At 70.0% G+C, this 20,352-nt stretch carries 17 protein-coding genes; 7 read left to right on the top strand and 10 right to left on the bottom strand.

Features of this window, described 5'->3' with window-relative positions; translation table 11 throughout:
- Window positions 1–5: 5 nt before the first annotated feature.
- Window positions 6–1,406: a leucyl aminopeptidase family protein gene (locus AC3WSN_RS27475; RefSeq protein WP_492542281.1), complete on the top strand. Its 1,401-nt coding sequence runs from the start codon at window positions 6–8 to the stop codon at window positions 1,404–1,406.
- A 256-nt stretch (window positions 1,407–1,662) separates the two neighbouring features.
- Here the strand turns inward: AC3WSN_RS27475 and chrA are convergent, their stop codons facing one another.
- The 7 genes from chrA to mobB all read right to left on the bottom strand — a co-directional run bounded on the left by chrA (window position 1,663) and on the right by mobB (window position 8,309).
- Window positions 1,663–3,036: a chromate efflux transporter gene (gene chrA / locus AC3WSN_RS27470; protein ID WP_492542279.1), complete on the bottom strand. Its 1,374-nt coding sequence runs from the start codon at window positions 3,034–3,036 to the stop codon at window positions 1,663–1,665.
- Window positions 2,994–4,166, bottom strand: a complete 1,173-nt coding sequence (locus AC3WSN_RS27465) for a M20 aminoacylase family protein (protein ID WP_192706362.1) — start codon at window positions 4,164–4,166, stop codon at window positions 2,994–2,996. The genes chrA and AC3WSN_RS27465 overlap by 43 nt, the downstream gene beginning before the upstream one ends.
- 506 nt (window positions 4,167–4,672) lie before the next feature.
- A complete protein-coding gene (locus AC3WSN_RS27460; RefSeq protein ID WP_492543288.1) occupies window positions 4,673–5,293 on the bottom strand; it encodes a 5-formyltetrahydrofolate cyclo-ligase in 621 nt (206 codons plus the stop codon).
- 78 nt (window positions 5,294–5,371) lie between these two features.
- On the bottom strand, window positions 5,372–5,698 hold the full coding sequence (locus AC3WSN_RS27455) for a hypothetical protein (RefSeq protein ID WP_492542277.1): 327 nt from the start codon (window positions 5,696–5,698) through the stop codon (window positions 5,372–5,374).
- A 339-nt stretch (window positions 5,699–6,037) separates the two neighbouring features.
- On the bottom strand, window positions 6,038–6,391 hold the full coding sequence (locus AC3WSN_RS27450; RefSeq protein ID WP_492542276.1) for an avidin/streptavidin family protein: 354 nt from the start codon (window positions 6,389–6,391) through the stop codon (window positions 6,038–6,040).
- Window positions 6,392–6,529: 138 nt separating this feature from the next.
- Window positions 6,530–7,786 carry a molybdopterin molybdotransferase MoeA gene (locus AC3WSN_RS27445; RefSeq protein ID WP_492542274.1) on the bottom strand — a complete coding sequence of 419 codons (1,257 nt, stop codon included), beginning with the start codon at window positions 7,784–7,786 and terminating at the stop codon, window positions 6,530–6,532.
- A 4-nt stretch (window positions 7,787–7,790) separates the two neighbouring features.
- A complete protein-coding gene (mobB, locus tag AC3WSN_RS27440; RefSeq protein WP_492543286.1) occupies window positions 7,791–8,309 on the bottom strand; it encodes a molybdopterin-guanine dinucleotide biosynthesis protein B in 519 nt (172 codons plus the stop codon).
- Window positions 8,310–8,555: 246 nt separating this feature from the next.
- Here mobB and AC3WSN_RS27435 point away from each other — a divergent pair, with 246 nt between their 5' ends.
- From AC3WSN_RS27435 to fdhF, 3 genes are all read left to right on the top strand, one after another.
- On the top strand, window positions 8,556–8,870 hold the full coding sequence (locus AC3WSN_RS27435; protein ID WP_192707325.1) for a hypothetical protein: 315 nt from the start codon (window positions 8,556–8,558) through the stop codon (window positions 8,868–8,870).
- Between the two features lie 62 nt (window positions 8,871–8,932).
- Window positions 8,933–10,651 (top strand): NAD(P)H-dependent oxidoreductase subunit E, encoded by a 1,719-nt coding sequence (locus AC3WSN_RS27430; protein ID WP_492542272.1) that lies wholly within the window; start codon window positions 8,933–8,935, stop codon window positions 10,649–10,651.
- A 55-nt stretch (window positions 10,652–10,706) separates the two neighbouring features.
- Entirely contained in the window at window positions 10,707–13,679 is a 2,973-nt protein-coding gene (fdhF, locus tag AC3WSN_RS27425; RefSeq protein ID WP_492542270.1) for a formate dehydrogenase subunit alpha, read from the top strand.
- Window positions 13,680–13,855: 176 nt separating this feature from the next.
- Here fdhF and AC3WSN_RS27420 read toward each other — a convergent pair whose 3' ends face one another.
- The 3 genes from AC3WSN_RS27420 to AC3WSN_RS27410 all read right to left on the bottom strand — a co-directional run bounded on the left by AC3WSN_RS27420 (window position 13,856) and on the right by AC3WSN_RS27410 (window position 17,460).
- Window positions 13,856–14,281, bottom strand: coding sequence for a winged helix-turn-helix domain-containing protein (locus AC3WSN_RS27420; RefSeq protein ID WP_492542269.1), 426 nt, complete (start codon window positions 14,279–14,281; stop codon window positions 13,856–13,858).
- 105 nt (window positions 14,282–14,386) lie between these two features.
- Window positions 14,387–16,372, bottom strand: a complete 1,986-nt coding sequence (locus tag AC3WSN_RS27415; protein WP_492542267.1) for a molybdopterin biosynthesis protein — start codon at window positions 16,370–16,372, stop codon at window positions 14,387–14,389.
- A complete protein-coding gene (locus tag AC3WSN_RS27410) occupies window positions 16,369–17,460 on the bottom strand; it encodes a molybdopterin-binding protein (protein WP_492543284.1) in 1,092 nt (363 codons plus the stop codon). Before AC3WSN_RS27410 ends, AC3WSN_RS27415 begins: the two co-directional genes overlap by 4 nt.
- A gap of 518 nt (window positions 17,461–17,978) precedes the next feature.
- Between AC3WSN_RS27410 and AC3WSN_RS27405 the strand changes: the two genes are divergently transcribed.
- Genes AC3WSN_RS27405 through AC3WSN_RS27395 form a run of 3 tightly spaced genes read left to right on the top strand, consistent with a single transcriptional unit; the run spans window position 17,979 to window position 20,199 of the window.
- Complete coding sequence (locus AC3WSN_RS27405) at window positions 17,979–18,674, top strand: ABC transporter permease (RefSeq protein ID WP_492542265.1); 696 nt, start codon at window positions 17,979–17,981, stop codon at window positions 18,672–18,674.
- Complete coding sequence (locus AC3WSN_RS27400) at window positions 18,671–19,381, top strand: ATP-binding cassette domain-containing protein (RefSeq protein ID WP_192706352.1); 711 nt, start codon at window positions 18,671–18,673, stop codon at window positions 19,379–19,381. Before AC3WSN_RS27405 ends, AC3WSN_RS27400 begins: the two co-directional genes overlap by 4 nt.
- Window positions 19,354–20,199: an ABC transporter substrate-binding protein gene (locus tag AC3WSN_RS27395; RefSeq protein ID WP_492542263.1), complete on the top strand. Its 846-nt coding sequence runs from the start codon at window positions 19,354–19,356 to the stop codon at window positions 20,197–20,199. The genes AC3WSN_RS27400 and AC3WSN_RS27395 overlap by 28 nt, the downstream gene beginning before the upstream one ends.
- Window positions 20,200–20,352 lie beyond the last annotated feature (153 nt).

Raw genomic sequence — 20,352 nt, 5'->3', positions numbered from 1 at the left:
GGCACATGACCCAGGCCGATACCCAGGCATCGACGCCCGCTCTGCTGCCCGGCGACACGCCGGCCGTGCCGGTCACCTTGGTGACCACGGCGAACTGGGCGGAGACCGAGGCTGCCCTGCCGCCGCTCCAGCGCAGCTTCGCGAACGCCGTCGGGTTCAAGCCGAAGGCGGGCAGCCTCGCCCTGCTGCCCGGCCCGGATGGCACCCTCGCCCGGGTGCTGTTCGGCCTCGGTGATCCCGAGGCGGGAGCCTACGACCGGCTGCTCGCCGGCAAGCTGCCCGGCCTGCTGCCCGAGGGCACCTTCCGCCTGGAGAACGCGCCCGAACCCGCCGAGGCCGCCCTCGCCTGGCTGATGGGAAGCTACCGGTTCGGCCGCTATCGCTCCGCGGGCGGAACCAAGGCGCGCATCGTGGCGCCGGCCGGCATCGATGCCGCCGAGGTGGAGCGGGTCGCCGCCGCGATGGCGCTGGGCCGCGATCTCGTCAACACGCCGGCCAACGATCTCGGGCCCGACGAGATCGAGGCCGCCGCGCGGGCGCTCGCCGCGCGCCACGGCGCCGCCGTCAGCGTCACGCAGGGCGATGCCCTGGAACGGGAGTTTCCGCTGATCCACGCGGTCGGCGCCGCCTCGCCGCGGGCGCCCCGTCTGATCGACCTGACCTGGGGACCGGCCGAGGCGCCGCGTGTGACCCTGGTCGGCAAGGGCGTCGCCTTCGATACCGGTGGTCTCGACATCAAGCCGTCGGCCGCGATGCTGCTGATGAAGAAGGACATGGGCGGCGCCGCCGCGGCGCTGGCCGCCGCCGACATGGTGATGGGCGCCGGCCTGAACCTGCGCCTGCGCGTGCTGATCCCCGCCGTGGAGAACGCGGTGTCCGGGAACGCCTTCCGCCCGGGCGACGTGCTGCCGAGCCGGGCCGGCCTCAGCGTCGAGATCGGCAACACCGACGCGGAGGGCCGGCTGATCCTCGCCGACGCGCTGACCCTGGCGGACGCGGAGGGCCCGGAGCTGATCCTCGACTTCTCGACGCTCACGGGTGCTGCGCGCGTGGCGCTCGGGCCGGACCTCCCGGCCTTCTTCACCGAGGACGAGGCTCTGGCCGGCGCCGTGACGGAGGCCGGGCTGCGGGCGATCGACCCGGTCTGGCGCATGCCGCTGCACGCGCCCTACGCGAGCCTGCTCGAGTCCAAGGTGGCCGATCTCAACAACGTCTCGGGCGGCCCGTTCGCGGGTGCCATCACTGCCGCCCTGTTCCTGCGCCGCTTCGCGCCGAAGACCAAGGCCCACGGCCATTTCGACCTCTACGGCTGGAATCCGTCCACCAAGCCCGGTCGCCCCGAAGGCGGCGAGGTCCAGACCGCGCGGCTGACCTACGCGCTGCTGAAGGCGCGCTACGGCGGCTGATCCGGCCTCGGCGCCGCGCGCGGGGGCATCGGTCGAGTCGTATCAGGGCCCGTGTGCGAGACGGATCACCATCGTCGTTCCGGGGCGCCGAAAGCGAGCCCGAAACCCAGAGACTCCGTGGCCCATAATCCGGCGCCTCGGCGGCTCTGGATCCCGGGCTCCGCTGCGCGTCTCCGGGATGACGGGCTGTGATGGCGAGCTTTGGGTCCTTTCGGGTATCGCATTATCGGATCGCCGCGCGCGATGACGGCGCGGCTCAGGCGAGCCCCGCCTGCCGCAGCAGCATCCCGGCCCCGGCGCACAGCGCGAGGGTCTGCAGCGTGCCGAGCTCGAAGCGGAACACCGCCAGGATGGCGGCGAGCGTCAGCGCCAGGGCGGCCGGGTCGAGGCTCGTCGGCACCGGCAGGTCGAGGCGCAGCGGCCCGAGCGGAACCGTCTCCACCTGGGCAAACAGCGTCCGCAATCCGAACCACACCGCGAGGTTGAGGATCACCCCGGCCACCGCGGCGGTGATCGCCGAGAGCGCGCCCGCGAGCCGGCGGCTGCCGCGCAGGCGCCCGATCAGCGGCGCGCCGGCGAAGATCCACAGGAAGCACGGCACGAAGGTGACCCAGGTGGTGAGGAGCCCCGCGAGCGTCCCGGAGACGAGCGGCGGCAGGGTGCCGGGCGCCCGGAAGCCCGCCAGGAAGCCCACGAACTGGAGCACCATGATCAGCGGGCCGGGGGTGGTCTCGGCGAGTCCGAGCCCGTCGAGCATCTCGCCGGGCTGCAGCCAGCCGTAATGCTCCACCGCCTGCTGGGCCACGTAGGCCAGGGCCGCGTAGGCGCCCCCGAAGGTGACGAGCGCCATCTTGGAGAAGAACAGGGCCGTCTGCCCGAAGACCGGCGGCACGCCGGGCAGGACGAGCAGCGCCGCCACTGGCAGGAGCCAGATCGCCAGCCACAGGGCGGCCACGCGCAGCGAGGCCGCGGCGCCGACGCGCTCCCGCGGCAGCGCCGCCTCGCCGATGACCACGTCCGCCTCGTCCGCGGGCGCCGCATTGGTCTCGGCGGCCGGGCGCCGGCCGCGGGCGAGGCCCAGCAGGCCGGCCGCGATGACCACCAGCGGGAACGGCACGGCCAGCGCGAAGATCGCCACGAAGGCCGCGAGGGCGACGAGCCGGTCCGTCCGGTCGCGCAGGGCGCGGCCGCCGAGCCGCCAGAGGGCGTGCAGCACGATCGCCAGCACCGCCGCCTTCAGCCCGAAGAACAGGCCGGCGACGACATCGACATGGCCGTACAGCACGTAGAGCCAGCTCAGCGCCATCAGGGCAAGAAGCCCCGGCAGGACGAACAGCCCGCCCGCCACGAGGCCGCCTGCGGGCCCGTGCATCAGCCAGCCGATATAGGTCGCGAGCTGCTGCGCCTCCGGCCCGGGCAGGAGCGTGCAGAAGCCGAGCCCGTGCAGGAAGCGGCGCTCCGAGATCCAGCGCCGCTCCTCCACCAGGATGCGGTGCATCACGGCGATCTGCCCGGCCGGGCCGCCGAACGATAGGGCCGCCACCCGCAGCCAGACCGGGACGGCCTCGGCGAGGGTCGGCAGGCGTTTCAGGCCGTGAGCGGCAGCCCCGTCTCGATCAGGCGCGCCCACAGGGAAGCCCCGTACGGCGCGGCCGCGTCGTTGAAGTCGTAATGCGGGTGGTGGAGTGAGGCACTGTCGCCGTTGCCGATGAACATGTAGGCGCCGGGGCGGCGCTCGAGCATGTAGGAGAAGTCCTCGGCGGTCATCATCGGCGCCACCGCGCGGTCGACGTTCTCCCCACCGACCACAGCCTCGGCGACGTCGGCCATGAAAACCGTCTCGGCCGGATGGTTCTCGGTGACCGGGTAGCTGCCGCCGAACTCGGTGACGCCGGTGGCGCCGAAGCCCGCGGCGATCTCGGCCACCAGGGTCTCGATCCGCGTCCGGACCTGCGTCCGCACCGCCTGGGACAGGGTGCGCACGGTGCCCCGCAGGGTCACGGTCTGCGGCAGCACGTTGAAGGCCTCGCCGGCTTCGAGGGTACAGACCGAGACCACCGCGGACTGCACCGGGTCGAGGTTGCGCGACACGATGCTCTGCAGGGCGATGATCACGTGGCTCGACACCAGCACGCTGTCGACGGCGTTCTGCGGCAGGGCCGCGTGGCCACCCCGGCCCTCGATGGTGATGGTGAAGCGGTCGGTGGACGCCATGATCGGCCCGGGCCGGACCGCGAAGGTGCCGATCTTCATGCCGGGGATGTTGTGCATCCCATAGACCGACTCGACGCCGAACCGCTCCATCAGCCCGTCCTCGACCATGGCCTCGCCGCCACCGCCGCCTTCCTCGGCGGGCTGGAAGATCAGCACGGCGGCGCCGTCGAAATCGCGGGTCTCGGCGAGGTACTTGGCGGCCCCGAGGAGCATGGTCGTGTGCCCGTCATGGCCGCAGGCATGCATCATGCCCGGGACGGTGGAGCGGTAGGGCAGGTCCCGCACCTCCTGGATGGGCAGGGCGTCCATGTCGGCGCGCAGGCCGATGGCGCGGTTGGAGCTGTGGCCCCTGCCGCGGATCACGCCCACCACACCGGTGCGGCCGATGCCGGTCACCACCTCGTCGCAGCCGAAGGTCCGGAGTTTCTCGGCGACGAATCCGGCCGTCCGCTCCACGTCGTAGAGCAGCTCGGGATGGGCGTGCAGGTCGTGGCGCCACGCCTGCATCGTGTCGGCGAAGTCGCGGATCCGTTCGAGGACGGGCATTGGGTTGGGGCTCTCGTGGCCTTCGGGTTTCGGCCTCCAGCAAAGCCGGGGCCAGAGCCGGCGTCAACGGCCGCGCTCGGCGAGTCTGCGGGGCGTCCTGTGCTGGGGTTGAGATCGGGATCCGCTTTCGCTCGACCGGCCCGTCGGAGCGGCAGCGCGGGAACCGACGCCCTCCCTCCCGGACATCCGTCGACAGGGAAAGGTGATCCGGCGCCCGACACAGGCCGCACCGTCCAGGGCCGCCTGCCGCGCCGGGCCACGTCAATCAGACAGCCCTGGACGCGCTCGATTGTCCAACCGCTGCGTTACGTATGTTGCCCAACTCGACTTACGGCATAGGGATCCGGTCTACAGCGCGCCGTAAATCGAAGTTCGGCCCGCAACCCGCGAAGGCAGACTGGGACCGACTGCAGAATGTCGGCTTCATGAGTCACCGACACCTTCGACGAGTACCCTCGGTGTACTCACCCGATCAGAGCAGTCGGAAGTCGACCTTTCAGGTCACGTCATCCCTCCGTGATGATCCGCTCCAGCGGAATGTCGTGCGACTGCGGGCAGATTGTTTCCAGGCGTCCGAGTTCGAAGCCGACACCAACGGTGCGCGGCCTCTCCGGCATTGCGGCAATGGTCCGGTCATAAAAGCCGCCGCCATAGCCGAGCCGGTAGCCCTGCCTGTCGAACCCGACCAGCGGCACCACGAGGAGGTCCGGGAAGACTGCCTCGCCCGATTCAGGCATCGGGATCTTCCAAGTTCCTTGCACCATCAGGCTGCCAGGGGACCACTCCCGGAAGACGAGCGGCTGCCCGCGTTCGACGATCACCGGCAGAGCTAGGCGTGAGCCGCGCTCCCGCATCGCGGTGAGAACGGCTCGTGGATCATACTCGCCCCGGAACGGCCAGTAGAAGCCGATCAGTCTGCCGGCGTACGGCTCGAGAGCCGCTTCCAGGGTCCGGCTGATCCTCTCGCTCCAAGCGGACCGATCCTCGGCCGAGATGCTGGTACGCCGCGCGATCAGTCGCTCCCGGGTTTCCTTGCGCCAGTCACGGATCGTCGGCCAATCCGCATTGGCGGCTGGCCATGCCGGTCCGGGGCCGGTGACCTCACACACCTCATTCACGGAACTCATGGTCTCGCTCCCGCCGCTCCCGTGTTGCTGCCTGTGAAACGCCATTGGTCAGTGCAGGTGCATCCCGTGTCGCATCGGCTATTGCCCGCCGAAGGCGCGCAAGGGTCGCCCCGCTTCCGACCGGTGCATCATCACGGCCGTTCCTGCAGCATCATCGATCGCGGCAAGCCGAGGCCCCACGGCTGCATGGAGGGACATCTCGCTGCGATCCAGAACGAGGTTGACGCGCTCGCACCATTCACTGTCCGGGCTGTTCGCTGCTTCTGCTTCCCGAAGCGCCTCGGCGATCACCTGACGGACCTCCGTCACGAGTTGGCGCGTCAAGGGCGGCCGTGTTTTAGCAGCATACGCCTCGCTGATGATGCCGGCCCACTCGTCTGCCGTTCGACCAGAGTGTGTGCCCATATGCCCTCCCTCGCGGCGCGAAATGTACTCAATATTCAAATCGAGTCCGATTGATCACACCTGCATTGAGCATCTAATACACTCATCGAGAACCGGAACCAGCTTTTGGCTACAAGAGCGATTTCACGACGAGAATAGGCCGAGGGAAGAACCGCACAGCTCGTCGTAATCCTCGAGAGGCGATTCACACAGCGGGGGCAGTCGACCCGCGCCTGTCCTCGGAACGGTTGCGGTGAGGGGAAGCCGATCTTTGTCGGCAATCGATGCGCCGACCGCGCGTCGCCTCGATTTCTCCTCCCGTTCCTCAGAACAAGATCGAGGAGGGACGAGGCTCTGCCTTTATGAACAGGCGTTCTCGACCTTTGAGAAGATGGTCGTTTCGAGCGCGATGTGACCGTCCACGGCCTTCGGCTGCGAACACCGTTCGACGGCATGGAAGACCGCGTGGATCTCCTCGGCCGTTTTTTCGTCGGCCCGGACGAGACGCCCGGTCCAGGCCGTGATTTCCTGTGGCGACGACGTGCTGGTCACGAAGCCGATGATGTCGCCCTCGGCCGTGCCGACGAGGATGCGGCTTCGACTCGTCTGCGCAAAGCCGGGATTGGCGGCGGTGTAGGTCCCGGAGACGGCCTCACCCATCTGGAGGAGGCGAAGTTCCGCGCCTGCTTGGCTCCGCCAGACACCATCGAACATCGTTGCCCAAGCCCGCCGATCGAGCGGCCGTTCGCACGGCCAATCACAAGCGATATAGCAGAATTGATATAACGGAAGCCCGAGCCCGGCAATGCTCCAGCGCGGTCTGTGTCTGGCGAGGCTCTGAGTACGGCTTCGCTACCAGAGGGCTTCGTGCGGATGGAACCGCACGACGTCGCCCGGCACGACCTCGATCCGGCCCTCCTCCAGCTCCACGAGGCCGTCGGTATCGGTGAGCGATGACAGCATGCCCGCGCCGTCGCGCTGGAACTTCCGGGCTTCCCAGGTGCCGTCGGCGTCCTGAGCGAGGCTGGCCCTGACGAACTCCCTGCGGCCCGCGCGCTTCCGATAGGAGAAGGCCGCCCTGACGGTGAATCCGCGCGGCGGCGCGTAAGCCTCGCCGGCGAGCCGGGCGAGGAGCGGCCGCACGACGAACACCAGGGTGACGTAGACAGCCACCGGGTTGCCCGGCAGGCCCAGGAACGGCTTGCCGTCGATCATGCCCATCGCGACCGGCCGTCCCGGCTTGATCCCCAGCCTCCAGAACACGAGGCGCCCGACGGTCTCGACGGCGGTCTTCACATGATCCTCGTCGCCGGTCGACACGCCGCCCGACGTCAGGATCACGTCATGCTCGGCGGCCGCCGCCGAGAGCCTCGCCGCGAGTGCCGCCGGGTCGTCACGGATGACCCCGAGGTCACGCGCCGTGACGCCCATCCGCCGGAGAAGGGCAAGCAGCAGGATGCGGTTCGAGTCGTAGATCGCGCCTGGCCTCAAGGGCGCACCCGGCTCGACGAGCTCGTTGCCCGTCGAGAACACGCCGACCCGCAGGGTGCGGCGGACCTTCAACGTGCGCAGGCCGACCGCGGTCGCCAGAGCCAAGTCCTGCGGCCGGAGACGCCGGCCGGCCGGGATGATCGACGAGCCCTTCGCCGCATCCTCGCCGGCGTCGCGGCTGTTGGCGCCGCGCTTCAGCCCGAGCGGCAAGGACACCCGGCCGTCGGGCAGGACGTGGACGTCCTCCTGCATGAAGACGGTGTCGGCCTCCACCGGCATCGGGGCCCCGGTGAAGATCCGGGCGGCCGAGCCCGCCACCGACACGCCTTCGGAGGAGCCGCCGGCCGCGACGACCGCCCCGACCGGCAGAATCGTCGCATCGGAGGCGCGCAGGTCCGCGAAACGGACCGCGTAGCCGTCGACGGCCGAGTTGGGGAACGGCGGGACGTCGATGGGCGCGACGCAATCCTCGGCCAGGATGCGTCCGTCGGCCTCCAGAACGGGAACGTCCTCGGTGCCGACGACCGCGACGAGCCGCTCGCCGAACAGCGCGTGCGCGTCCTCAATGGTCATCAAAGGACCGCCGAACGCGAAGCAGTCGTCGCTGAGCTGGGCCATCCGGCTAGAGCCTCCCGAGGACGTCTTCGAAGGAAACGGCCACCCCGAGCATCAGCCCCGTCACCGCCTCCGCGTCGTTCAAATCTACGACGGGAATGACCGATGCCGGAAATGCGACGTCGCTCGCGATGCCCACGATGGTGGTGTCCAGAGGATGGATGGGCGGGCGGCCGTTGTCGGCGCGATGGACCTCGATCTTGGGGATCGGCTCCCGCTTGTACCCTTCCACGACGATGAGGTCGCAGGGGCTGATCCGCCGCAGGAGCTGACCCAGGGTCGCTTCCTCCTCATCCCGCAGCTCGTGGACCTGGGCCCACCGGCGACCCGACGACACGAGAACCTCGCTCGCCCCCGCCCTGCGGTGCTCGTACGAGTCCTTCCCGGGCCAGTCGGTGTCGAAGTCGTGGTGCGCGTGCTTGATGGTCGCCACCTTCACCCCGCGGGCGACGAGCAAGGGGATGGCACGAACCAGCAGGTTGGTCTTGCCAGCCCCGCTCCACCCGGCAAGTCCGATTACGCGCATGCCGGACACCACTGCCCCCCCTCGTGACGTTTCCACTGCCCCGCTCGACGGCTCAGGGCAAGCATCAGCCACGCCCCGGGACGCGTGACTGCGGCCCCGCGCAAATTGAAACGCCTTCAAAAACGATATAACACCTGCGCTATAACGGCTGCCATTTGGTATGCCACGAGCGAACGCCACGCCAACGGACCCGAACGGGCACGCCATGCACGACTTCAACCTTCCCTCGATCGCGCAGGCATGAGCATGGGCGACGCATCCCCTGCGGCGGACTGGGCCGACATCGTGACGGACGCCTACTGCGCCGACGCGAAACCGCCGCTCACGCAGGAGCTCACCGACCAGGTCCGCGACGCGCTCGCGAAAGCTGTCGCTTCCCCGGCCGGAGACGCCCCGAATTCCCTGATGGACCGCCTGAACGACGCCCTCGACGCGTTCGAGACCGAGCTCCGGTCCGTCGTTGGGCCCAGGATCACGTCCCTGGACGAGGCGACAGGAGCCGTCGCGATGAAACACCGGTCCGAGGCCGGCCAGCCGCTCCGGGCCTTCGGCGGCCAGTAGATCCGATCGGACCGCGGGACGCCGCGACCACCCGCCCCAGCAGTTGAGAACCAGATACCGCAATGAGTGAGGCACCGGGGACAGTCAGGACCTTCTCGCATCCCGGCCGGGGGCGGAACAAGGCGCGCAGCGTACCCAAGGGGCGCCAGGTCGAGCCGCGGGCGAAGGTCGAGATCGAGGAGCTTCTCGGCTCCCGCTCGCGCCAGCGCGACCTGCTCATCGAGCACCTCCACCTGATCCAGGACACCTACGGCCAGATCAGCGCCGAGCACTTGGCGGCGCTGGCCGACGAGATGGCCCTGGCCTTCGCCGAGGTGTTCGAGACCGCGACTTTCTACGCGCATTTCGACGTGGTGAAGGAGGGTGACGCCTCCATCCCGAGGCTGACCGTCCGGGTCTGCGACAGCATCACCTGCGCGATGTTCGGCGCCGACGCGTTGCTGGAGACGCTCCAGCGGGAACTCGCCTCCGACGCCGTCCGCGTCGTGCGCGCGCCCTGCGTCGGCCTGTGCGACCACGCGCCCGCCGTCGAGGTCGGGCACAACTTCCTGCACAAGGCCGACCTCGCGTCCGTGCGGGCCGCGGTCGAGGCCGGCGACACGCACGCCCACGTCCCGGACTATGTCGACTACGACGCCTATCGGGCCGCCGGCGGGTACGCGACCCTCGACCGGCTCCGCAGCGGCGACCTTCCGGTCGACGACATCCTGAAGGTGCTCGACGACGGCGGCCTGCGCGGCCTCGGCGGCGCAGGATTCCCGACGGGACGCAAGTGGCGCTCGGTGCGCGGCGAGCCCGGGCCCCGGCTGATGGCGGTCAACGGGGACGAGGGCGAGCCCGGCACCTTCAAGGACCAGCTCTACCTCAACACCGACCCGCACCGCTTCCTCGAAGGCATGCTGATCGGCGCCCACGTTGTCGAGGCGCCGGAGGTCTACATCTACCTGCGGGACGAGTACCCCATCTCCCGCGAGATCCTGACGCGGGAGATCGCGAAGCTCCCCGAGGGTGGCCCGCGCATCCACCTGCGCCGCGGCGCCGGCGCCTACATCTGCGGTGAGGAATCCTCGCTGATCGAGTCCCTCGAGGGCAAGCGCGGGCTGCCGCGGCACAAGCCGCCATTCCCGTTCCAGGTCGGCCTGTTCAACCGTCCGACGCTGATCAACAACATCGAGACGCTGTTCTGGGTCCGTGACCTGATCGAGCGGGGCGGCGATTGGTGGAAGAGCCACGGCCGCAACGACCGCGTCGGGCTGCGGTCCTACTCGGTCTCGGGGCGGGTGAAGGAACCGGGGGTGAAGCTCGGCCCGGCCGGCCTCACCATCCAGGAACTCATCGACGAGTATTGCGGCGGCATGGCAGACGGCCACACCTTCGCGGCCTATCTGCCGGGCGGCGCGTCGGGCGGCATCCTGCCGGCGTCGATGAACGACATCCCGCTCGATTTCGGGACGCTGGAGAAGTACGGCTGCTTCATCGGGTCCGCCGCCGTCGTAATCCTGTCGGACCGGGACGATGTGCGCGGCGCCGCGTTGAACCTGATGAAGTTCTTCGAGGACGAGAGCTGCGGGCAGTGCACCCCCTGCCGTTCCGGGACCCAGAAGGCCCGCATCCTGATGGAGCAGGGCGTCTGGGACACCGAGCTCCTGGGCGAGCTGTCCCAGTGCATGCGGGACGCCTCGATCTGCGGCCTCGGCCAGGCCGCCTCGAACCCGCTCAGCAGCGTCATCAAGTATTTCCCCGACCTGTTCCCCGCCCCGCGCGCCGCGGCTGCCGAGTGAGGCAACCGATGGCGCCGGCGAACCCTACCCCGATGTCCGAGCCAGGAGCGGCCGCATGAGCAACGCCCCCGAACAGCACGGCAACAAGACCGAGAAGTCCGAGATCCGGGCCGACGGGCTGCAGGATGCAGGCGGCCCCGCGCAGGGTCCGAAGCCGGGGGCCGGCGGCTCCTACTCGGAAGGCGCGAAGGCGGGCGGCCAGGCGGCACCGGAGCCGTCGGGACTGCACGATCTGAAGGAGCGGCCGACCGCACCCCCGACCATCGCGTTTGAGCTCGACGGACAGCAGGTCGAGGCTGGCCCCGGCGAGACGATCTGGGCCGTCGCCAAGCGCCTCGGCACCCACATCCCGCACCTCTGCCACAAGCCCGAGCCCGGCTACCGTCCGGACGGCAATTGCCGCGCCTGCATGGTCGAGATCGAGGGCGAGCGCGTGCTGGCCGCCTCGTGCAAGCGCACGCCGGCCGTGGGCATGAAGGTCAAGACCGCGACCGAGCGCGCCACCAAGGCGCGCGCCATGGTGCTCGAACTGCTCGTGGCCGACCAGCCCGAGCGCGAGACCTCGCACGACCCGACATCGCACTTCTGGGTGCAGGCCGACTTCCTCGACGTATCCGAGAGCCGGTTTCCAGCGGCCGAGCGCTGGACCGGCGACTTCAGCCACCCGGCCATGAGCGTCAATCTCGACGCCTGCATCCAGTGCAATCTCTGCATCCGAGCCTGTCGCGAGGTCCAGGTCAACGACGTCATCGGCATGGCCTACCGCTCGGCGGGCACCAAGGTGGTGTTCGACTTCGACGACCCGATGGGCGGCTCGACCTGCGTGGCCTGCGGCGAGTGCGTCCAGGCCTGTCCGACCGGCGCGCTGATGCCGTCCGCCTATCTTGACGCCGAGCACAACACCCGGACGGTTTATCCCGACCGCGAGGTGACCTCGCTGTGCCCCTATTGCGGTGTCGGCTGCCAGGTCTCCTACAAGGTGAAGGACGAGAAGATCGTCTACGCCGAGGGCGTGGACGGCCCGGCCAACCACAACCGGCTCTGCGTGAAGGGGCGCTTCGGCTTCGACTACGTCCACCACCCCCACCGCCTGACGGCGCCGCTGATCCGCCTGGACAACGTTCGGAAGGACGCCAACGACCAAGTCGACCCGGCCAACCCGTGGACGCACTTCCGCGAGGCGACCTGGGAGGAGGCGCTCGACCGCGCCGCCGGCGGCCTCAAGACGGTCCGCGACACGCACGGCCGCAAGGCGCTCGCCGGCTTCGGCTCCGCGAAGGGCTCGAACGAGGAGGCCTACCTCTTCCAGAAGCTGGTGCGGCTCGGGTTCGGCTCGAACAACGTCGACCACTGCACCCGGCTGTGCCACGCCTCGTCGGTGGCCGCCCTCATGGAGGGGTTGAACTCGGGCGCCGTGTCGGCGCCGTTCTCGGCGGCGCTCGACGCCGAGGTCATCATCGTGATCGGCGCCAACCCGACCGTGAACCACCCGGTCGCGGCGACCTTCCTCAAGAACGCCGTGAAGCAGCGCGGCGCCAAGCTGATCGTCATGGACCCGCGCCGGCAGGTGCTGTCGCGGCACGCCTATAAGCACCTCGCGTTCAAGCCCGGCTCGGACGTGGCGATGCTCAACGCGATGCTCAACGTGATCATCGAGGAGCGGCTCTACGACGAGCAGTACATCGCCGGCTACACCGAGAACTTCGAGGCGCTCAAGGAGAAGATCGTCGAGTTCACGCCGGAGAAGATGGCCTCGGTCTGCGGCATCGACGCGGAGACGTTGCGCGAGGTCGCCCGGCTCTACGCCCGCGCCAAGTCCTCGATCATCTTCTGGGGCATGGGCATCAGCCAGCACGTCCACGGCACGGACAACTCGCGCTGCCTGATCGCTCTGGCCCTCGTCACGGGGCAGATCGGGCGCCCCGGCACCGGCCTGCATCCGCTGCGCGGCCAGAACAACGTCCAGGGCGCGTCCGACGCCGGCCTGATCCCGATGGTCTATCCGGACTACCAGTCGGTCGAGAAGGCCGCGGTGCGGGAGATGTTCGAGGAGTTCTGGGGTCAGAAGCTCGACCCGCAGAGGGGCCTCACTGTCGTCGAGATCATGCGGGCGATCCACGCCGGCGAGATCAAGGGCATGTTCGTCGAGGGCGAGAACCCGGCGATGTCGGACCCCGACCTGAACCACGCCCGTCACGCCCTGGCGATGCTCGACCACCTCGTCGTGCAGGACCTGTTCCTGACGGAGACCGCCTTCCACGCCGACGTGGTGCTGCCGGCCTCCGCCTTCGCCGAGAAGGCCGGCACCTTCACCAACACCGACCGTCGCGTGCAGATCTCGCAGCCGGTGGTGTCCCCGCCGGGCGACGCGCGGCAGGATTGGTGGATCATCCAGGAACTGGGGAAGCGCCTCGGCCTGCCCTGGAACTACGGCGGCCCGGCCGACATCTTCCGCGAGATGGCCATGGTGATGCCGTCGTTCAACAACATCACCTGGGAGCGCCTGGAGCGCGAGGGCGCCGTGACCTACCCGGTCGACGCGCCGGACAAGCCCGGCAACGAGATCATCTTCTATGCCGGCTTCCCCACGGAGAGCGGGCGCGCGAAGATCGTCCCGGCCGCCGTGGTGCCCCCGGACGAGCTGCCGGACGAGGACTACCCGATGGTCCTGTCGACCGGCCGCGTGCTGGAGCACTGGCACACCGGGTCGATGACCCGGCGCGCTGGCGTCCTCGACGCGCTGGAGCCCGAGGCGGTCGCCTTCATGGCCCCGAAGGAGCTCTACCGGCTCGGGCTGGAGCCCGGCGACACGATGAAGCTGGAGACGCGCCGCGGCGCCGTCCACCTGAAGGTGCGCTCCGACCGCGACGTGCCGGTCGGCATGATCTTCATGCCGTTCTGCTACGCCGAGGCCGCGGCCAACCTGCTGACGAACCCGGCGCTGGACCCGATGGGCAAGATCCCCGAGTTCAAGTTCTGCGCGGCCCGGGCCTCCGCCGTCCACGCGACGCCCATGGCCGCCGAGTAGGCGACGAGACCTCCGGCGGCGCGCTCAGGCGTGCCGCCGGACTTGGACAGCGGATCACAGGAAGATTCGGCGGGCAGCGCCGGAAGCAGCCGGCACCGAGCAGCAGGCTACCGGGCCGACGCACAACCTCAGGACTCTGCGCCCGATGGATGCGCGCCTCCGCGCGGTCCTCGATCCTAGGAGTCGGGCTTCATCAGCGAAGCGAGAAGATCGAGTTCGGCCGCCACGGCCTCCGAGGCGAGCCGCTCCATGCGTAGGTAACTTTCGAGGATGGTGTCGCCCGTGCTCGTCAGGACCGCCCCGCCGCCTCGGCGGCCCCCCTTGCTCGCGGAGACGAGCGGCTCCTGGAACGCCTTGTTCAACGTATCGATGAGGTACCAGGCTCGCTTGTAGCTCATGCCCATCCGGCGCCCTGCGGCGGCGATGGAGCCGGTGTCGCGGATGCCGCTCAGAAGGGCGGCCTTGCCCGGTCCCAGCAAGGTGTCCGAGCCGAGCTCGATCCGCAAACTGATGCCCGTGTCCTCGCCCAACGCACACCGCCGCTTCGCCGGAGGCCCCAGCGCCTCGCAGGCGTCCCTACGCGAAACGGCCTCGTCGATCATCCCGGCGGGCGACAGGATCGTCCGTTTCGTTCCACTGAGGTGGGTCCACCTCATCGCGGGTCGGGGGCACGCCGCCTGCGGCAAGGGCGGCAGGCCACGCGCGCGTCACGCGGTTTCTGCGGCGGGCGAGAAGCCCAGATCGCGCAGCGCGGCGGCCGTCCCGGGCTCGCCGAGCAGACTCAGGAAGGCCGCGAGCGCCGGCATCCCCTGGGCGTCCTCGCGATATGCCAGGTCGTAAGCCTCTTCCGTCAGCGGACGGAAGCCCAGCCCGTAGGCATCCGCGACGCTCGCTATGGCCACGCCCCAGTCCGCCCTGCCTTGCGAGACCGCCGCGGCGACGGCGTTATGCGAGCGCGGCTGGTTCCAGAACCCCGCCGGCCGGGCACCGTTCAGCAGCCCGTCGACAAGCAGGCGCGTGCCCGATCCGGCGTTGCGGTTGACCATCACGGCGTCGGGGTCGGCGAGCACGGCGGCGACCGCGTCCGCGGCGTCCCTACCTTCGAACCTGACGTCGCCGCGGCGAAACACGACGCCCTGGAGGCGGCGCCAGCCGGGCACGAGGGACATCCCTTCGGCGAGGAACGGGGCATTGTACCGGCCCGTCTCGGGATCGAAGAGGTGCATGGCGGCGACATCGCATTCGCCGCGTCGCAGGGCGGCAAGGCCGCCGGCCGACCCGACCCAGATGGTGCGGGCGCGGTACCCTCGCTCGGCGAGCAGGCCGACCACCCGGTCCAGACCGATGCAATGGCTGCCGACGATCGTCAGGTCGGGCGCCCGCACGCCGGCCCCCAGGCGGACCACGGCGACGCCCTCTCCGGCTTCAATGCCTGCGCGCGCGGCTGGAACCGCGAAGAACCCGTCCGCCTGCGAGAAGGCGGTGACCGAACCCGAGCCCTTCGGCAGCGGCAGAGCCATCGTCCCCTCTGGACCGAGGGCGAGCGAGGTCATCACGAACTCGGTGCGACCGAGCTCGGAGGGTACCCGCTGGGACACGCGCGCCTCGATCGTCTCGTCCTCCCGCGGCGGCAGCCCGGCAAGCGCCCGCACGAACGGGACGACGAAGTCGTGGAAGGTGAACATCGCGGAGGTGGGGAATCCCGGCAGGACAATGATCGGCTTTCCCTGAGACACCGCCACGCAGAGCGGCTTCCCGGGCTTCAGGGCCACGCCGTGGAACAGGATTCCCGGCTCGCCGAGGCGGGACAGCACACGGTGCGAGACGTCGCCGGCGCCTTTGGACGTGCCTCCCGACAGCACGACGAGGTCGCTGTCCCGGAGGGCGGACCGGAGCGCTGCCTCGAGGACGGCAGCATCGTCGCGCACGATCCCGAGCCGGATCGGCTCCCCGCCGTTCTCGGTCACCGCGGCCGCGATGATCGCGCCGTTCGAGTCGTAGATCGCGCCTTCGGGCAGGTGCTCGCCCGGTGCGACCAGTTCGTCTCCCGTGGACAGGACCGCAACGCGCGGGCGTCTGGTGACATCGACGGCCGCCAGGCCGCACGCCGCCAGCATGCCGATTTCGCGGGCGGTGATCCGCGCTCCCTTGCGCAGCACCGTCTCGCCGCGGGCCATGTCGGCCCCGGCATAGCCCACGAACTGCGCGGGCCGAACCGCGGTCAGGACATCGACGGCGAGGCTCCGGGCGTCGAACTCCGAGTGCTCGACCATCACCACCGCGTCGGCGCCACGAGGGACCATGCCGCCGGTGGAGATCGGCGTCGCCGTTCCCGGCCAGACGACGACGGTCGGCGCGACGCCGCAGGCAAGGATCTCGCGGTTCAGCGTGAGACGCCGCGGGCTCGCCGGCCCGGCTCCTTCCGTATCGGCCGCGCGCAGGGCGAACCCGTCGACCAGGGAACGGTCGAAGGGCGGAACGTCCATCGGCGAGGCGACGTCGCGGGCGAGCACGCGCCCGAGCGCGTCTTCCAAGGGCACCGTCTCGGAAGGCAGGCGCGTATGCGGGACGGCCGCCCGGAACGTTGCGAGCGCATCGTCCCGGCTCATCACCCTGAGAAACTGCTCCTGGCTCGAGGCCGCGGCGAGACGCTCGGCGAAATCCGCGTCGTCACGGTCTGCATCGCCGCTCACAGGGGCCAAACCTTCGCCTCCTCTCCAGCCCGGAAGCCTTCGCTTTCCGGCTCGACCACGATGATGCCGTCCGCCTGCACCAACCGACTGAGCGGAAGGCCGACTCCGCCGAGTGGCTCGATGCCATCCGGGCCGCTCCGGACGAAGACGACCTCGGAAAGACCGATCGACGAGACGATCTTCCGTACGAGGACGTGCTGCCGCGGCAAGCAATCCTGCGCGCCGGCGAGCCGCGCGATGAGAGGACGGCCGAGGGCCAAGAATGCGGCGAGTGCCGCCTCGGGACGCCCGGGCACCAGAAGAACCGGCCTGCCGGCTGCGGAGCCGACGGCGGTGGTTTCCCCGGGCCGCATTGCGATGCCGTGCGCGCGGACTTCCCCGGCGATGGCGAGGGCCGCAGCGCTATGGTCCGAGCGGCCGAAACCGCTTCCCCCGACCACCAGCACCGCGTCCGCTGCGCCGCCGCGGATGGCCTCGGCGATGTCCCGGACTCCCTGGGCGCGAACGGCCTCGGTCGCCCCGCCTGCCCGCGCGATCAGACGCCCGAGCAGGGGCGACACGGTATCGAGGCTGGACGACCCCGCGGTGACGACGCGCAGGAGCGGCTGACGGACGTTCACCACCTTGAGACCGACCGATTCCAAGATGAGCAGGTGAAGCGGCTCGATCCGGGTGCCCGCCTCGATCAGCCTCTCGCTGCCAGCGACGTCGTCGCCCGCTCCACACACACCTTCCCGCGGGGCGATATCCGCGACGACCATGCCGTCCACAAAGCCTTCCGGAGGCAAGACCGCATCGGTGCCGGACGGCAGCGGCTGTCCGGCTTCGACCCATGGCGGTGGCCGCCCCAGGAAGATCGGCGCGTAGGCCGATGCGCCGCCCACCGAAGCGGCATCGACCGCGAAGCCGTCCCGCATTGCCGTCAAACCCACGGGCACATCGGAGCCCGCGACGACCGCTCCTGCGGCTACGCGTCCGAGCGCCGCTGCGAGCGGAACCGTCGCGGGGGCGACAGGAGCAGCTTCGCCGCTGAGCAGGTTCGCCGCCTCCCGAAGCGGGATCAGCGCCGAGGACGCATTTCGGATCATCATGGCGGCGATGCGCCATCCGGGTTCGATGATCAAGGGCCGGCATCGTGAACCCCTGTCACCCCCGTTTCATCACATCGGCGACCGGTGCTTCCATGCCTGCTCGCGCGCTAGACGAACACGATGTCGGCGGCCACTGCCTTCAATCGATCCGGCGCGCGCTGCTTCCGCTCGGCGCAGCGGTCGACCCGGCGTGCGCCGCGTTCGAATACCGAAAGAAGCCGCGTCGGCGAGAATACGTGCGGCTCTGCCTGGAATGCGGCACGACGATGCTCCCGTGGCGAGCATGTTCCCCCGCGAAGGGTGACTGCTCGCTTCCCTGACGGACAGCGATGGCCTCGTCGAACGTCCCGACGCCACGACAACGGTCGCCTCGGGCGATATGATCACTGACTATCCGCACGCGTTTCCCTGGTAGGCATGACAGGTCCATTCCGCCGAACCTGCGTCTCGAGGTCGGACTCATCGGCTGATCGCGCCATCCGCGTCGTCCCGTTCCTGAGGACGGGCCCGGGCGCATGATGCAGACGCTTCAGGAAATCCTGTCCCGCCTGTGCAGTCTGGATCGCGACGTGCTGGCGATCGCGTGGCTGTCGCTGCGTGTCAGCTTCACCGCCGTCGGCATCGGTCTCGTGCTCGGCATACCCCTGGGTGCGTGCGTGGCTGTCGCCCGCTTTCCCGGACGCGGCGCTGTGGTCGGCCTGCTGAACGCCTTTATGGGGCTGCCGCCGGTGCTCGTCGGCCTCGCCCTCTACCTCGTCCTCTCCCGCTCCGGTCCGCTCGGACCGCTCGGCCTGCTGTTCACCCCCGGCGCGATGATCGCCGCACAGGCGACGCTCGCGACCCCGCTCGTCGCCGCCCTGACGCAGCAGGTCGTCGCCGACGCCCGGGTGCATCTCGGGGAGCAGCTGCGCTCCCTCGGGCTCTCCGCGCCGCGTCAGGCCGGGGCGATGATCTACGACGTGCGCTTCTCCCTCGTGACCGCGGCGCTCGCCGCGTTCGGCCGGGCGATCTCGGAGATCGGCGCGGTCCTCGTCGTCGGGGGGAACATCGACGGCTATACCCGCACGATGACGACGTCGATCTCGCTGGAGACCCAGAAGGGCGATCTCAGCCTCGCCCTGGCGCTCGGCCTCGTGCTGATCGGCCTCGTTCTGGTGGTGAATGTCGCCGTGGCCCTGCTCCGCCGGCACGCCGCACGGGTGTATGGATGAGCGCGACGCCGGCCATCCGCCTCGAAGACGTGGCTCTGTCCCTCGACGGGCGAACGGTGCTCGACCATCTCTGCCTGGAGGTCGCCTCGGGCAGCGTCACGGCCATCATCGGCCCGAACGGAGCGGGCAAGAGCGTCACCCTCAGGGTCATCGACGGGCTCCTGCGACCCGACAGCGGAACGGTACGGGTCGGCCCGCACCGGCGGGCCTTCGTGTTTCAGCGGCCCGCGCTGATCCGCGCAACCGCGGCCGCGAACGTCGCGCTGGCTCTCGGGGGCCTCCCTCGTCCTGCGCGCGCCGCGCGGGTGCAGGAGGCGCTCGCCCGGGTCCGCCTCGCCGAGCGTGCACGCGATGCCGCGACGCGGTTCTCCGGCGGCGAGCAGCAGCGGCTGGCGCTGGCCCGCGCCTGGGCGGTCGAACCGGACCTGCTCCTCCTCGACGAGCCGACCGCGAACCTCGACCCGGCTTCGACCGAGATCGTCGAGGGGCTGGTGTCCGCGATGGCGCGGGCGGGCACCACCGTGGTGCTCGTCTCACACAATCTCGGGCAGGTGGCGCGCCTCGCCGACACGGCGATCGTGCTGGCCTCCGGCCGCGCCGTCGAGCATGGTCCATCCCGCCAGATCCTGTTCTCGCCGCGCACCTCCGAGGCGCGGGCCTACCTCGCTGGGGAGTTGCCGTGGACCCCTTCCGTCGTCGCATCCTGACCCTGGGATTGGCTGCCCTCCTGAGCGCGGCTGGCCTCCTGCCGTCGGCTGACGCCGAACCGACCTCGATCGTCGTCGCCTCGACAACCTCGACCGAGCAGTCCGGTCTGTTCAAGCACATCCTCCCGCTCTTCCGGGAGACATCCAAGATTGACGTGAAGGTCGTCGCTCTGGGCACGGGCCAGGCGCTCGACGCAGCGCGCCGCGGCGATGCCGACGTGGTGCTGGTCCACGACCGTCCCGCCGAGGACAAGTTCCTCGCCGAGGGCTTCGCGAAAACGCGCTACGACGTGATGTACAACGATTTCGTGCTGATCGGCCCGGCCTCCGATCCGGCCGGCGTGCGCGGCCTGGGCGTGCGCGAGGCCTTCGCCAAGCTCGCGGCCAGCAAGGCGGCCTTCGTGTCGCGCGGTGACCGCTCGGGCACCCACAGCGCCGAGCTGCGCGGCTGGAAGGAGGCGGGCGTCGATCTCGCGGCCGTGCGCGGACCCTGGTACCGGGATGTCGGCCAGGGCATGGGCCCCGCGCTCAACGCGGCCTCAGCGCTCGGCGCCTACATCCTCGCCGACCGGGGGACCTGGCTCGCGTTCAAGAACCGCGCCGACTTGGTCATCCTGGTTCAGGGGGACCCGAGCCTGTTCAACCCCTACGGCGTGATGCTGGTCAATCCCGACAAGCACCCTGGCGTGAAGGCGAAAGTGGGGCAGGCCTTCATCGACTGGCTTGTCTCGCCGGCGGGGCAGCAGGCGATCGCGGGCTACAAGGTCGGCGGCGAACAGCTGTTCTTCCCGAGCGCCGGCGCGCCTGTGCCGCGCTGACCCGGTATCCGTGCGTCGGAGGGCCGGACTGGCATCGACGCGCGGCCCCGCGGGCTGACACGCGGCGACCAGGTATGTTGTGCGCTTTCCAAGGTTCGTCGTCGAAAACACCAACTCAGCAGCTCACGGCCCGATAGGCGCTCTGGCATCGCG

It is taken from the genome of Methylobacterium sp. FW102-HT35C08, assembly GCF_058790235.1.
Note: the sequence above shows the minus strand (reverse complement) of the source record. Positions and strands in the feature narration are given on the sequence as shown.